Annotated in this window: 10 protein-coding genes; 8 read left to right on the top strand and 2 right to left on the bottom strand. The window is 59.6% G+C overall.

The features are described from left to right. Positions 1-82 precede the first annotated feature (82 nt). Together betT and epsC are read right to left on the bottom strand one after the other, a co-directional pair. Positions 83-2,038, bottom strand: coding sequence for a choline transporter BetT (gene betT, locus H8S56_RS19580; protein WP_167525047.1), 1,956 nt, complete (start codon positions 2,036-2,038; stop codon positions 83-85). A 679-nt stretch (positions 2,039-2,717) separates the two neighbouring features. Then, positions 2,718-3,674: a serine O-acetyltransferase EpsC gene (epsC, locus tag H8S56_RS19575; protein ID WP_024685468.1), complete on the bottom strand. Its 957-nt coding sequence runs from the start codon at positions 3,672-3,674 to the stop codon at positions 2,718-2,720. A 197-nt stretch (positions 3,675-3,871) separates the two neighbouring features. On the opposite strand from epsC, the gene H8S56_RS19570 reads away from it, so the two are divergent. The 8 genes from H8S56_RS19570 to H8S56_RS19535 all read left to right on the top strand — a co-directional run bounded on the left by H8S56_RS19570 (position 3,872) and on the right by H8S56_RS19535 (position 12,818). Continuing rightward, positions 3,872-4,870: a D-cysteine desulfhydrase gene (locus H8S56_RS19570; protein WP_187519556.1), complete on the top strand. Its 999-nt coding sequence runs from the start codon at positions 3,872-3,874 to the stop codon at positions 4,868-4,870. A gap of 203 nt (positions 4,871-5,073) precedes the next feature. Next, positions 5,074-5,874 carry a cystine ABC transporter substrate-binding protein gene (gene tcyJ / locus H8S56_RS19565; RefSeq protein WP_024685470.1) on the top strand — a complete coding sequence of 267 codons (801 nt, stop codon included), beginning with the start codon at positions 5,074-5,076 and terminating at the stop codon, positions 5,872-5,874. Continuing rightward, a complete protein-coding gene (tcyL, locus tag H8S56_RS19560; RefSeq protein ID WP_024685471.1) occupies positions 5,871-6,539 on the top strand; it encodes a cystine ABC transporter permease in 669 nt (222 codons plus the stop codon). The genes tcyJ and tcyL overlap by 4 nt, the downstream gene beginning before the upstream one ends. 3 nt (positions 6,540-6,542) lie before the next feature. After that, entirely contained in the window at positions 6,543-7,286 is a 744-nt protein-coding gene (tcyN, locus tag H8S56_RS19555) for an L-cystine ABC transporter ATP-binding protein TcyN (protein ID WP_024685472.1), read from the top strand. A gap of 573 nt (positions 7,287-7,859) precedes the next feature. Continuing rightward, on the top strand, positions 7,860-8,585 hold the full coding sequence (locus H8S56_RS19550; protein WP_187519555.1) for a hypothetical protein: 726 nt from the start codon (positions 7,860-7,862) through the stop codon (positions 8,583-8,585). 360 nt (positions 8,586-8,945) lie between these two features. Next, positions 8,946-10,211, top strand: a complete 1,266-nt coding sequence (locus H8S56_RS19545; RefSeq protein ID WP_187519554.1) for an SfnB family sulfur acquisition oxidoreductase — start codon at positions 8,946-8,948, stop codon at positions 10,209-10,211. Between the two features lie 25 nt (positions 10,212-10,236). Continuing rightward, a complete protein-coding gene (locus H8S56_RS19540; RefSeq protein ID WP_187519553.1) occupies positions 10,237-11,442 on the top strand; it encodes an SfnB family sulfur acquisition oxidoreductase in 1,206 nt (401 codons plus the stop codon). Further along, positions 11,442-12,818 carry an LLM class flavin-dependent oxidoreductase gene (locus tag H8S56_RS19535; protein ID WP_187519552.1) on the top strand — a complete coding sequence of 459 codons (1,377 nt, stop codon included), beginning with the start codon at positions 11,442-11,444 and terminating at the stop codon, positions 12,816-12,818. The genes H8S56_RS19540 and H8S56_RS19535 overlap by 1 nt, the downstream gene beginning before the upstream one ends. Positions 12,819-13,056 lie beyond the last annotated feature (238 nt).

The following is a 13,056-nucleotide window of genomic DNA, read 5'->3' as shown; positions in this document are numbered from 1 at the left end:
TCGGCGACTGCCGTATCTGATCGTCCCCACGCACGTGGGGATTGAGCCCGTGACGCTGCGCCTCACATTAAGGTCCACCTGATCAACGCACCATATGCAGGAACTGCATATGCCGCTCGTACTGGTCGAGCACGTCGTTGATCACTTGTTCCTTGGTGTAGCCGACCAGGTCGTAATCCTGACTGCCTTCACTCAAGTGAACCTCGGCGCGGTAGTAGCGGCGGTTGTTCAGTTGTTTGGAACCCATGCCGCCACGGGCGAACGAGGGGGTGAAGAAGCCTTTCATCTGCACCTGGTAGATGAACGGACGCTCCTCGCCATGGCCGATTTCCAGCGTCACCGAGTCGTTGGACGGATCGGGCACGTTGACCACGTTCAAGCCTTTCTCCATGAACACCGCCGTCACATCCTCAATGGCCGGGCGTACGGTCTGATCGAGGAAGCGATACACCTCATCTCGCGACGGATAATGCACGGCCTGGCTCAAGCGCTGACGCCAGCCGCCACGTCGTGAGCCCGACACCGGAGCCAGCGAGTACAACTGCGCGATCTGACGCTGGGACTCCATGAAGAACGCCTTGTGCAGCCCCCACATCATCAACAGCAGGATCAGCGAGAACGGCAGCGAAGTCAGCACCACCGCTGATTTCAACGCATCGATACTGCCCGAGAACAGCAGCCCGCTGGTGATCAGCGCTGTTGCCACGCCCCAGAACACACGCAGCCATTTCGGGCCGTCTTCGTCCGGGTTGCCGCCCTTGGCCGACAGTGTCGACAGCACCACGGTGCCCGAGTCAGCAGAGGTGACAAAGAACACGAAGCTGATGAACACCGTCACGGCAATCACAGTCCGGCTCCACGGATAGGTTTCCAGCAGCAGGTACAGGGTCATCGAAGGATCGTCGATGGCTGACTGGCCCAGCGCGGTCATGCCGTGGTTGAGTACCTGATCGATGGCGCTGTTGCCGAAGATCGACATCCAGGCCAGGGTGAAGCCCAGCGGGATCAGCAGCACGCCGAAGACGAATTCGCGGATGGTGCGGCCACGGGAAATACGCGCGATGAACAGCCCCACGAACGGCGACCAGGCAATCCACCAGGCCCAGTAGAACACGGTCCAGCCGCCCAGCCAGTCGCTCGGCTTATCGTAGGCGTACACATCAAAACTCTTGGTCGGCAGCGCGCCCAGGTAGTCACCGATGTTCTGCACCAGCGTGTTGAGCAAGTGTTGGGTGGGACCGGCGAACAGCACGAACAGCAGCAGCGCACAGGCCAGCAGCATGTTGATGTCGGACATGACGCGCACGCCTTTGTCCACGCCCGCGATGGCGACCAGAATCGCAGCGCCCATCATCAACGTGATCAGGCCGACCTGAATCCAGTGCGTATGAGCAACGCCAAACAGGTAGTCCAGACCCGAATTCAGGTGCAGCACCCCGAAGCCCATGTCGGCCCCAAGGCCAAAGATGGTCGCGATGATGCCGAAGCCGTCCACCGCATAACCGATGGGACCGTTGATCCGCTTGCCGATCAGCGGATACAGCGCCGAACGCAGCGCCAGTGGCAGGTTGTGGCGATAGGCGAAATAAGCCAGCGCCATGCCGACAAAGGCAAACACGCCCCAGCCATGCAGGCCCCAGTGCAGAAAGAGCAACTGCATGCCCTGCCGCGCCGCCTCGGTGGTGCCGCCTTCGCCCTGCGGCGGTTGCAAAAGGTGCGTCAGGGGTTCTGATACGCAGAAGAAAAACAGCGTAATACTGATGCCCGCCGCGAACAGCATCCCGGCCCAAGACAGATAGCTGAATTCGGGCTCGTCGTGGTCGGCACCGAGCTTGATCTTGCCGTAGCCAGATACGGCGGTGACCACCACGAAGAGCAGATACAGCGTCATGGCCAGCATGTAGTACCAGCCGACCGTGTTGGCCGCCCAGTTCTGTGCCGCCAGCAGCCATGCACCGGAGGCTTGGGGGAAGGCGATCACAATGACGCCGAATATCAGGATAAAGCTCGCAGCGAAGTAAAACACTGGAGCGTTCATGCGGACCGTACCGCTGGGTTGCGTACTCGGAGTACTCATCGGCTGCATGCCTCCGGACTGATTGAAACCACTACAAAAAACGCATACGGCAAGGGTTAGCCTCCTGTTGTGAGCGGGCAGCGAACCACCGGTTTAACTTGAATGAACGTTCAATTTAAGCATGAAAACGCCCGCAAACACGAATCGCGGGGCTGTGAATGCTTGCTCAGGCTTGGGTATGACGTGCGCGCGTGGGGATCGTTCCCGGGTGCGAGGCGATGAATTAACAGTGAGGATCTGCTTCATCTTTTCCGCTGACTGTCTCGCATAAAAACACTGAAGAGTGAGCGAGCTTGCCCGCGAAGGCAGAGGATCAGGCACCACATCTTCAGTGAATGTACGGGCCCCTTCGCGGACAAGTCCGCTCCCACAGTCTGTTCAGTCACACATGTTCGCTCTTCGGTACAACAAGTGGGAGCGAGCTTGCTCGCGAAGGCAGAGGATCAGGCACCACATCTTCAGTGAATGTACGGGCCCCTTCGCGGACAAGTCCGCTCCCAAAGTCCGTTCAGTCACACGTGTTCGCTCCTTGGTACGACAAGTGGGAGCGAGCTTGCTCGCGAAAAGGCCGGCGCTGACGCCATAGACCAGCGCCGGGCACGATCCCCCAGTGCGACGCTGATCGGCGCGACACCATCGATTACTTCTGCGTCCCGTCATCCTGTTGCTGCAGCAGGTTGGCCTGGGTCAGGTTGCAGCCAGCCGGGACGCTGCGGGTCAGCCAGACGTTGCCGCCGATGGTCGAGCCCTGGCCGATGGTGATGCGGCCCAGAATGGTCGCACCGGCGTAGATCACCACGTCGTCTTCCACGATCGGATGCCGCGCATGGCCCTTCTGCAACTGGCCGTCTTCATCGGCGGGGAAGCGCTTGGCGCCCAGGGTTACGGCCTGATAGATCCGCACCCGCTCACCGATGATGGCGGTCTCACCGATCACCACGCCAGTGCCGTGATCAATGAAAAAGCTCGGGCCGATCTGCGCGCCGGGGTGAATGTCGATGCCGGTTGCCGAGTGCGCCAGCTCGGAACTGATGCGCGCCAGCAGTGGCAAGCCTGCGCGGTACAAGTGATGCGCCAGTCGATGGTGAATCACCGCCAGAATGCCCGGATAGCACAACAGCACCTCGTCGACACTGCGCGCCGCCGGGTCGCCGTGGTAAGCCGCCAGCACGTCGGTGTCGAGCAACTGACGAATGCCCGGCAGAGCCGTGGCGAAATCCTGAATCAGCACCAGCGCATGCTCGTCGATCCCCGCCAGCGCCTTGCCCTGTTGATGGGCCACGTAACGCAGTTCAAGCCGCGCCTGCGCCAGCAGCGCATTGAGCGCCACGTCCAGCGTATGGCCGACGTAGAAGTCCTCGCTCTCTTCACGCAGGTCAACCGGCCCGAGACGCATCGGAAACAGCGCGCCGCTCAAGGCTTCGAGAATCTCGCCCATGGCCGCACGCGACGGCAGCTCACGACCGCCATGCTCACCGCTCACGCGTCGGTTGCGCGTACGCCAGTCCTCACGCGCGGTGCGCAACTGGCTGACGATACGCTGCAACTGCCAATGGCTGGAACGGCCGTCGGCGGATGCTTCTGGAATATCGCTCACGCTGAACTCTCCTTGGTCTTGACGATGGCGACCCGACACTACCGGTCGCTGCTGATATCACTCTACGGCAAACATTCAAGTGGAAAAAATAACAATTTTTGTGCGAAACGGCTGAGTGGAGCATAAACCCCGATGGGTTGCCGTGCAGGAAACGTCTGCCTATAGTCCGCTCATTCTCTGAACGGCTTACTACCACCATGATCAAAAATCAGCTGGCCCGCTTCAACCGCCTGGACCTGATCAACGCCCCCACGGCTCTGGAAAAACTCGACCGTTTGTCGAGCTGGGCAGGCCGCGACATCTACGTCAAACGCGATGACACCACGACCCTGGCGCTGGGCGGCAACAAGGTCCGCAAGCTGGAATACCTGGCCGCCGACGCGCTGGCACAGGGGGCGGACACCCTGATCACGGCGGGCGCGATCCAGTCCAATCACGTACGTCAAACCGCCGCACTGGCCGCTCGTCTGGGTCTGGGCTGCGTGGCCCTGCTGGAAAACCCTATCGGCACCGACGATGCCAACTACCTGCACAACGGCAATCGCCTGCTGCTGGAGCTGTTCGACGCCAAAGTAGAACTGGTGGAAAACCTCGATAACGCCGATGAGCAACTGCACGCGCTGGCCGCTCGTCTGCGCAGTAGCGGCAAGAAACCTTATCTGGTGCCCATCGGCGGCTCAAACCCGGTCGGCGCACTGGGTTACGTACGCGCAGGGCTGGAACTAGCCGAGCAGATCAAGCAGACCGGCATCGACTTCGCCGCCGTCGTACTGGCCTCGGGAAGCGCTGGCACCCACAGCGGTCTGGCGCTGGCCCTGGCCAGCGAGCTGCCGGACCTGCCGGTCATCGGTGTGACCGTTTCACGCAGCGAAGAAGCGCAATTGCCCAAGGTTCAAGGCCTGGCAGAACGCACGGCCGAGCTGCTGGAAATCCCGCTGCCACAGCGTTTCAAGGTCGAACTGTGGGACGAGTACTTCGCTCCGCGCTATGGCGAACCAAATGCTGGCACACTCTCTGCAATCAAACTTGTGGCGGGTCACGAAGGTCTGCTGCTAGACCCCGTCTACACCGGCAAGGCGATGGCAGGTTTGCTGGACGGTATCGGTCGGCAGCGCTTCAACGACGGCCCGCTGATCTTCCTGCACACCGGCGGCGCACCCGCGCTGTTTGCCTACCCGGATGTGTTTGCCCATTGAGGGCATGACAAGCGTTAGGGTTATGCCGAAAAAGAAAGCAACGCGCTTTTTTAGTTATTTTTGTTCATAACTGGATGGCCTTATAGTGGCGCCCGGCAGCACAGCTTCCGGCGTAACTCACTGAAAAAAAGCTGAATTCACAGCACCCCGTCGCGTCCGCCTGGTCTGAAAATAACCCGGCACTTACACAACAAGAGGCTCGCATGAACATTTCCGCCATTCGTCGCACGTTTCTCTTCTCGGCCCTGAGCCTGATGCTCGGAACCGGTATTGCTGGACACGCCATGGCTGGCGAGCAACTGCAGAAAATCAAGGACAGCGGCACCCTGAATGTAGGCCTGGAGGGCACGTATCCGCCGTTCAGTTTCGTGGACGAGAACGGCAAGCTGACAGGCTTTGAGGTCGAGTTCTCCGAAGCGCTGGCCAAAGAGCTGGGTGTGAAGGCCAAGATTCAGCCGACCAAATGGGATGGCATTCTCGCGTCGCTGGAGTCCAAGCGCCTGGACGTCGTCATCAACCAGGTCACCATCTCCGACGAGCGCAAGAAGAAGTACGACTTTTCTGAGCCCTACACCATTTCCGGTATTCAGGCGCTGATCAACAAGGAAAAGACCAAAGACAGCATCAAGACCGCGCAGGACCTGAGCGGCAAGAAAGTCGGCGTGGGTCTGGGCACCAACTACGAGCAATGGCTAAAGGCCAATGTGCCGACCGCAATCGTCAAGACTTACGACGATGATCCGACCAAATATCAGGACCTGCGTATCGGCCGTATCGACGCGATTCTGGTGGATCGCCTGGCCGCACTGGAACTGGTCGCCAAGACCAAAGACACCCTGGCAGTGACCGGTGAACCCTTCTCCCGCCAGGAATCGGGCGTCGCGCTGCGCAAGGGCGAGCCGGAACTGCTGGCGGCGATCAACAAGGCCATCGACAACCTGCGTGCCGACGGCACACTGGCCAAGCTGTCGCAAAAGTACTTCAAGGCTGACGTGACCAAATGATTGAAGAGAGCCTAAAGCTCGCGCTGGATTCCGCGCCCTTTCTGCTCAAGGGCGCGTACTACACGGTCTTCCTGAGCCTGGGCGGTATGTTCTTTGGTTTGCTGCTGGGCTTCGGTCTGGCACTGATGCGTCTGTCGCGCTTCAAGCCACTGAGCTGGATTGCGCGTATCTACGTATCGTTTTTCCGTGGCACGCCCCTGCTGGTGCAGCTGTTCATGATCTATTACGGCCTGCCGGAACTGGGCATCGAACTGGATCCCCTGACGGCAGCGCTGATCGGCTTTTCGCTGAACATGGGCGCTTATGCCTGCGAAATCCTGCGTGCGGCCATTGGTTCGGTAGAACGCGGTCAGTGGGAAGCCGCTGCCAGTATCGGCATGACCCGCTGGCAGACCATGCGCCGTGCGATCCTGCCGCAAGCGGCCCGCACGGCCTTGCCGCCACTGGGCAACAGCTTCATTTCGCTGGTCAAGGACACGGCGCTGGCCGCCACCATTCAGGTGCCAGAGCTGTTCCGTCAGGCGCAGTTGATCACGGCCCGTACCTTTGAAATTTTCACCATGTACCTGGCCGCCGCACTGATCTACTGGATCCTTGCCACGGCGCTCTCGCACCTGCAGAACAAGCTGGAAGCGCGGGTCAACCGGCATGACCTGGAGTCCTGAAGCATGATCGTGGTTGAAAAACTCACCAAGGAATTCAAGGGCAATGCCGTGCTCAAGGGCATCGATCTGCGTATCGAAGCCGGAGAAGTCGTGGCCATCATCGGGCCAAGCGGCTCAGGCAAGACGACCTTGCTGCGGTGCCTGAATCTGCTGGAAACCCCGACCAGCGGCAGTATCACGGTTGGCGACATCACCATCGACGGCACTCGCTCCATGAATCAGCAACAGGGCCTTATCCGCCAGTTGCGTCAGCAGGTCGGGTTTGTGTTTCAGAACTTCAATCTGTTTCCACACCGCACCGCGCTTGAGAACGTCATCGAAGGCCCGGTAGTGGTCAAGAAAGTAGCTCGCGAAAGCGCACTGGCACTGGGTCGAAAGCTGTTGGCCAAAGTGGGACTGGCGGGCAAGGAAGACGCTTACCCTCGCAGGCTTTCTGGTGGCCAGCAACAGCGTGTGGCGATTGCCAGAGCGCTGGCCATGGAGCCCCAGGTGATTCTGTTCGACGAACCCACCTCGGCACTCGACCCGGAACTGGTGGGCGAAGTGCTGACCACCATAAAGGCGCTCGCTGAAGAGAACCGCACCATGGTCATCGTCACCCATGAGATGAGCTTTGCACGCGAGGTTGCCAATCGCGTGATCTTCATCGATAAGGGCGTGATCGTGGAGCAAGGCGAAGCCAAGGCACTGTTTGCCAACCCCAAAGAGGAACGGACGCGGCAATTTCTGGAACGAATCAGGGCCTGATCCTACGACCTGCTTCCAAAAGGCAGCACCTTCCGGGTGCTGCCTTTTTTTGTTTTACATTTCAAAAAGGATTGATCAATCAGGATATTCGCTGATTCACGTCCTCTACTTCGCCAACCGATCTAAATAATAAAACGGTGAAAACGACGTTCCGTCACATTGATAGCGACGCTGCGCACCGATTAATACGCCTTCCGATAAGCCCGTTCGCCTGAACCTGCTCAGCATGAGCACAGCATCGCTTTATCGATTTCTTGTGGTAGGACAGTTGATGCCGGCCAAGTAAACGGTTCCGAATATCATTTGTAGGAAGCATCTAATTTTTCAGAAAACAGCGACTCAACAGCAGCCGTATATTGACACACGCGAGCAAAGCTAATTAGCTCGCCTGAAACAAGGCACTTGAGTACCTGACAAACTTTCAAGCCTCCAATTTCGACACTTTGTAATGTTTGCCATACCTTGGAATTTTGCGGTACTTATCCACCTGCCTGTTTTGAGTCTTATTTTAATTAAACATGACACCGTGTGACGAATTCTTACTTGAACCTCCCCTATTCTGGAGTACCCGACATGAACCAGACCTCTTTCAAAAACGACTGCGCAAAGCTCTCGGCCCCTTGTGTACCGCAGGCCAGCCGGCATGGCGTCGGCGTCAGGGCAGCGTCCAGCCTCAACGTGCACATCACTGCCTATGACGACATGGACGAAGGCGACCTGATCGAACTGTTCTGGGATGGCTGTTACGTTGCGTCAAAAATTCTAACCCCGCCTGACGTTGGAACGGATATCGTCCTACGTGTACCTGAAAGCTTTCTACAGAACGGCAAGGCGCGTACTTACTACAGGGTCATGAAAGTGGGCGGACTGCCCGTGACGTCGGCGTGCCGCAAGCTGTGGGTAAAACTCAATCCACCCGGGGGACGCCTGCTCAGCCCCAACGCGGAGGAAAATCAGGGCCTGGCGCCGCTTTACGTGGCACCGTCGGTGCTGCGTCGCGGCCTGACCAAAAGGCATCTGGATGGCGGATTGCCAATGGCTATCGAGCCCTACATGAACATGGCGGCCCATGACGAAATTACCGTGCGCTGGGGCGATCTACGCATGGACCTGCCGCCTCTGACCCAGGAAGATATCGGCGAAGCGATCGACCTGGTCGTTCCGCCAGCGCTGATCATGGAAGCCGGCGACCAACAACTTGAAGTCACGTATTGCGTGATCGACCGAGTCGGGAACAACTCACTGTGGGCACCGCCACGCGAACTAACTATTCCGCCCTTGGGCGTCATCGCGCCATGACAACCCGACCGTTTTCCCACAACTGACATAACGACAAAAACCACTGAACGGCGAATGCAGCGCAGAACGTTCTTTGGCACTCAATAATTAATTAATACCTCATGAATTAATCCGGATTGTTTTAGCGTACCGCGCAAAGTTACCGTGGGTTTATAACCCGTGGCCCATCAAATGAGTGGAGTGGAAGCCAATGAGCGTAACGACAGGCACGCGTTTTACGACCCGTCATTGCCAATCTATGCTTATTCCAAAATGAACGTTTTAAAATTCTTTATACAAGCTTAGGGTATATACACCGGACCACCGGACATCGTGATGTATTCAGCCGCACCCCATGCGGTCTATTGCTACGAGGTTTCGATGGTCACTTTCACACTACCCCTTGTGGATGACACACGGGTTGCGCAGGCTCCACAAGAGCATGACGTTGCCCCCCGCTTGTTGCCTGCCAAGGTATTGCACAATGATGCCCAAGCGATTGCTGCCGCCCATGCACTGGCTGCGGCAGCAAAGGCTCAAGCATCCAGGCGTGATCAGGAGCGCTTGTTGCCCTGGCAGGAAATCGAACAGTTCACGCACAGCGGGCTGGGCAGCATTTCCGTCCCGCGGGCTTATGGCGGCCCACAGGTATCGTTCGTCACGGTTGCCGAGGTGTTCCGGATCATCTCGGCGGCCGATCCTGCACTCGGACAAATCCCGCAGAATCAGTTCGGCATCCTTCATTTGCTGCAAGGCACCGCCAGCGAACAGCAGAAGAAAGCGCTATTCAAAAGCGTGCTGGACGGCTGGCGCATCGGTAATGCCGGGCCTGAGCGCGGCACCAAAAACACCCTGGACCTTAAAGCCCGAATCACCGCCAACGATGACCACTTCGCGATCAGCGGCCAGAAGTTTTACTCCACCGGCGCGCTCTTCGCCCACTGGGTCGCCGTCAAGGCACTGGACGACGAAGGCCGCCAGGTCATGGCGTTCGTCAAACGCGGCACGCCGGGCCTGCGCATCGTCAATGACTGGTCAGGCTTTGGCCAACGCACCACGGCCAGCGGCACCGTACTGCTCGATAGCGTACCGGTCGAGGCCGAGCACGTGGTCGCCAACTGGCGCCTGTCTTTGACGCCCAACATTCAGGGTGCCGTATCGCAGCTGATTCAGGCCGCCATCGATGCAGGCATCGCACGCGGCGCGATCGACGATGCCATCGCCTTTGTCCGGGATCGCTCCAGGCCGTGGATCGACGCCAAGGTCGAGCGTGCCAGCGACGATCTGTATGTGATCGCCGATATCGGCAAGCTCAAACTCGAACTGCACGCGGCTGAGGCCTTGTTGCGCAAGGCAGGACAGATTCTGGACGAGGTCAGCGCCGCGCCCATCGACGAACAGTCTGCCGCCCTGGCGTCCATTGCCGTGGCGCGCGCCAAGGTGCTGACCACCGAAGTCTCGTTGCAGGCCAGCGAAAAGCTGTTCGAGCTGGCAGGCAGCCGAGCGACGCTGGCCGAATTCAACCTTGATCGTCACTGGCGCAACGCACGTGTCCACACGCTGCACGATCCGGTGCGCTGGAAATACCACGCCGTCGGCACCTGGCATTTGAACGGCACCCTGCCCGCCCGCCATTCCTGGATCTGAACCAGACCACTGGAGCACACCTTTCATGAGTTTCAATCCACAGGCGCGCGACCACGCAGCGCTGATCACCCATGACGCCCAGGCTCTGCAGGTCGCCCGCGAACTGGCCGAATACTTCAAGACCGAAAGCGCCGTGCGTGACCGCGAGCGACGCTTGCCACATGCCGAACTGGCGCTGTTCAGTCAGTCCGGGCTCTGGGGCATCAGCGTGCCGAAAGCCTTCGGCGGCGCGGGCGTATCTTCAGTGACCCTGGCCAAGGTCATTGCCCTGATCTCCGAAGCCGATGGCTCCCTGGGGCAGATTCCACAGAACCACTTCTATGCCCTTGAGGTGCTGCGCGTGAACGGCAGCCCGCAGCAGCAAAAGCGCCTATATGCCGAAGCGCTGGCGGGTCAGCGTTTCGGCAATGCACTGGCCGAACTGGGCACCAAAACAGCACACGACCGCACCACACGCCTCAAGCGTGAAGGCAGCGGCTATCGCATCAACGGGCGCAAGTTCTACGCGACCGGCGCGCTGTATGCGCAGCGCATTCCGACCTCGGTGATCGACGACGACGGGGTTCAGCAACTGGCGTTCGTGCCGCACGACAGCGCGGGCCTGACAGTCATCGACGACTGGAGCGGTTTCGGCCAGCGCACTACGGGCAGCGGCTCGGTGGTGTTCAACAACGTGTACGTAGACCCACAGGACGTGGTGCCCTTCCAGAGCGCCTTCGAGCGCCCGACCACGGTCGGCCCGTTGGCGCAGATTCTCCACGCGGCTATCGACACCGGCATCGCCCGCGCAGCCTTCGAAGACGCGCTGACCTTCGTTCGCACGCGCACCCGACCGTGGATCGATTCAGGCATCGAAAAGGCCGTGGACGATCCGCTGACCCTGCACAGCTTCGGCAGGCTCAGCATTCGCCTGCACGCCGCCGAGGCCTTGCTGGAACGCGCTGGCGAGTATCTGGATAGCGCTCAGGCTGACAGCAACGCCGACACCGTGGCCGCCGCGTCCATCGCCGTGGCCGAGGCACGTGCCATCAGCACCGAGATTTCCCTGGCGGCAGGCAGCACGCTGTTCGAACTGGCGGGCAGTCAATCGACGCTCGCCGAACATGGCCTGGATCGCCACTGGCGCAATGCGCGCGTACACACGCTGCACGATCCGGTGCGCTGGAAATTTCACGCCATCGGCAACTATTACCTCAACGACACCCACCCTCCTTTGCGGGGGACGATCTGATGGCGCGCAAGAAGATCCTGCTCAACGCCTTCAACATGAACTGCATCGGCCATATCAACCATGGCCTGTGGACGCACCCGCGAGATACGTCCACACAGTTCAACCGCCTGGAATACTGGACCGATCTGGCGAAGCTGCTGGAACGCGGCCTGTTCGACGGGCTGTTCATCGCCGATATCGTCGGGGTGTACGACATCTATCAGAACTCGGTGGACGTCACGCTCAAGGAAGCGATTCAGTTGCCGGTCAACGACCCGCTGCTGCTGGTCTCGGCCATGGCAGGTGTCACCAAACACCTGGGGTTCGGCCTGACCGCCAACCTGACGTACGACGCGCCTTATCTGTTCGCCCGACGCATGTCCACGCTCGATCATCTGAGCCGTGGCCGGGTCGGCTGGAACATCGTGACCGGTTACCTGGACAGCGCAGCCCGGGCCATGGGCCTGAGCGAGCAGGTGGAACACGACCGACGCTACGACCAGGCCGACGAGTACCTGGAGGTGCTCTACAAGCTCTGGGAAGGGAGTTGGGAGGACGATGCGGTGATCAATGATCGCGAGCAACGCATCTACGCCCAGCCTGGCAAGGTTCACAAAGTGCGGCACGCAGGCGAGTTCTATCAGGTCGAGGGCTACCACTTGTGTGAGCCCTCGCCACAGCGCACGCCGGTGCTGTTTCAGGCGGGCAGTTCTGAGCGCGGTTTGCAGTTCGCCGGGCAGAACGCCGAGTGCGTATTCATCAGCGGACAGAACAAGGCCTCGACCCGCGAGCAGGTGGACAAGGTGCGCGCCAGCGCTGTGCAGGCCGGGCGCAACCCTGACGACATCAAAGTGTTCATGGGCCTGAACGTGATCGTCGCTGCGACCCAGGCGCTGGCACAGGACAAATACGCCGAGTATCGCCGTCACGCCAGCGCCGAAGCAGGTGTGGCGCACTTTGCGGCGTCTACCGGGATTGATTTCGCGCAGTACGAACTGGATGAGCCCATTCAATACGTGAAGAGCAACGCGATTCAGTCGGCGACCAGGAACCTGAAAAATAATGACTGGACCCGCCAGAAGCTGCTCGATCAGCACGCACTGGGCGGCCGCTACATCACGGTGATCGGCTCGCCTGAACAGGTCGCCGACGAGCTGGAATCGTGGATCGCCGAAACCGGCCTGGACGGCTTCAACCTGACCCGCATCGTCACCCCGGAAAGCTACGAAGACTTCATCGATCTGGTGATCCCCGAGCTGCAACGCCGAGGGTCGTACAAGACCGCGTACGAAGACGGCAGCCTGCGCAAGAAACTGTTCCCCCAAGGCACCGACCGCCTCCCGCCGCAGCACGCGGGCGCAGGGTATCGGCAGGGGAACAGAGGTTGTACTCAGTAGATACAACCTGTGGGAGGCGGCTTGCCGGCGACAGGGTCGGTTCAGTCACTGATGTGGCGCTTGGCAAACCGCCTCGCCGGCAAACCGCCTCCCACAAAAAATCGGGTTTATCCAGCCGATCAATACACACGATCCGCCCGAACAAATGCAAAACCCGTGAGAGCAATACAGGTTGTACCGAATAGCTAAAACCTGTGGAAGAAACATGGGTTGTACCGAATAGCCACAACCTGTGGGA

This window comes from Pseudomonas triticifolii (genome assembly GCF_014358015.1).
GTDB lineage: Bacteria > Pseudomonadota > Gammaproteobacteria > Pseudomonadales > Pseudomonadaceae > Aquipseudomonas > Aquipseudomonas triticifolii.
This window is presented reverse-complemented; position numbering and strand designations above follow the sequence as displayed.

Coding starts and splice junctions, on each gene's coding strand:
- betT (WP_167525047.1), bottom strand. CDS start 2,038: ATGAACGCTCCAGTGTTTTACTTCGCTGCGAGCTTTATCCTGATATTC.
- H8S56_RS19570 (WP_187519556.1), top strand. CDS start 3,872: ATGATCAAAAATCAGCTGGCCCGCTTCAACCGCCTGGACCTGATCAAC.
- tcyJ (WP_024685470.1), top strand. CDS start 5,074: ATGAACATTTCCGCCATTCGTCGCACGTTTCTCTTCTCGGCCCTGAGC.
- tcyL (WP_024685471.1), top strand. CDS start 5,871: ATGATTGAAGAGAGCCTAAAGCTCGCGCTGGATTCCGCGCCCTTTCTG.
- tcyN (WP_024685472.1), top strand. CDS start 6,543: ATGATCGTGGTTGAAAAACTCACCAAGGAATTCAAGGGCAATGCCGTG.
- H8S56_RS19550 (WP_187519555.1), top strand. CDS start 7,860: ATGAACCAGACCTCTTTCAAAAACGACTGCGCAAAGCTCTCGGCCCCT.
- H8S56_RS19545 (WP_187519554.1), top strand. CDS start 8,946: ATGGTCACTTTCACACTACCCCTTGTGGATGACACACGGGTTGCGCAG.
- H8S56_RS19540 (WP_187519553.1), top strand. CDS start 10,237: ATGAGTTTCAATCCACAGGCGCGCGACCACGCAGCGCTGATCACCCAT.
- H8S56_RS19535 (WP_187519552.1), top strand. CDS start 11,442: ATGGCGCGCAAGAAGATCCTGCTCAACGCCTTCAACATGAACTGCATC.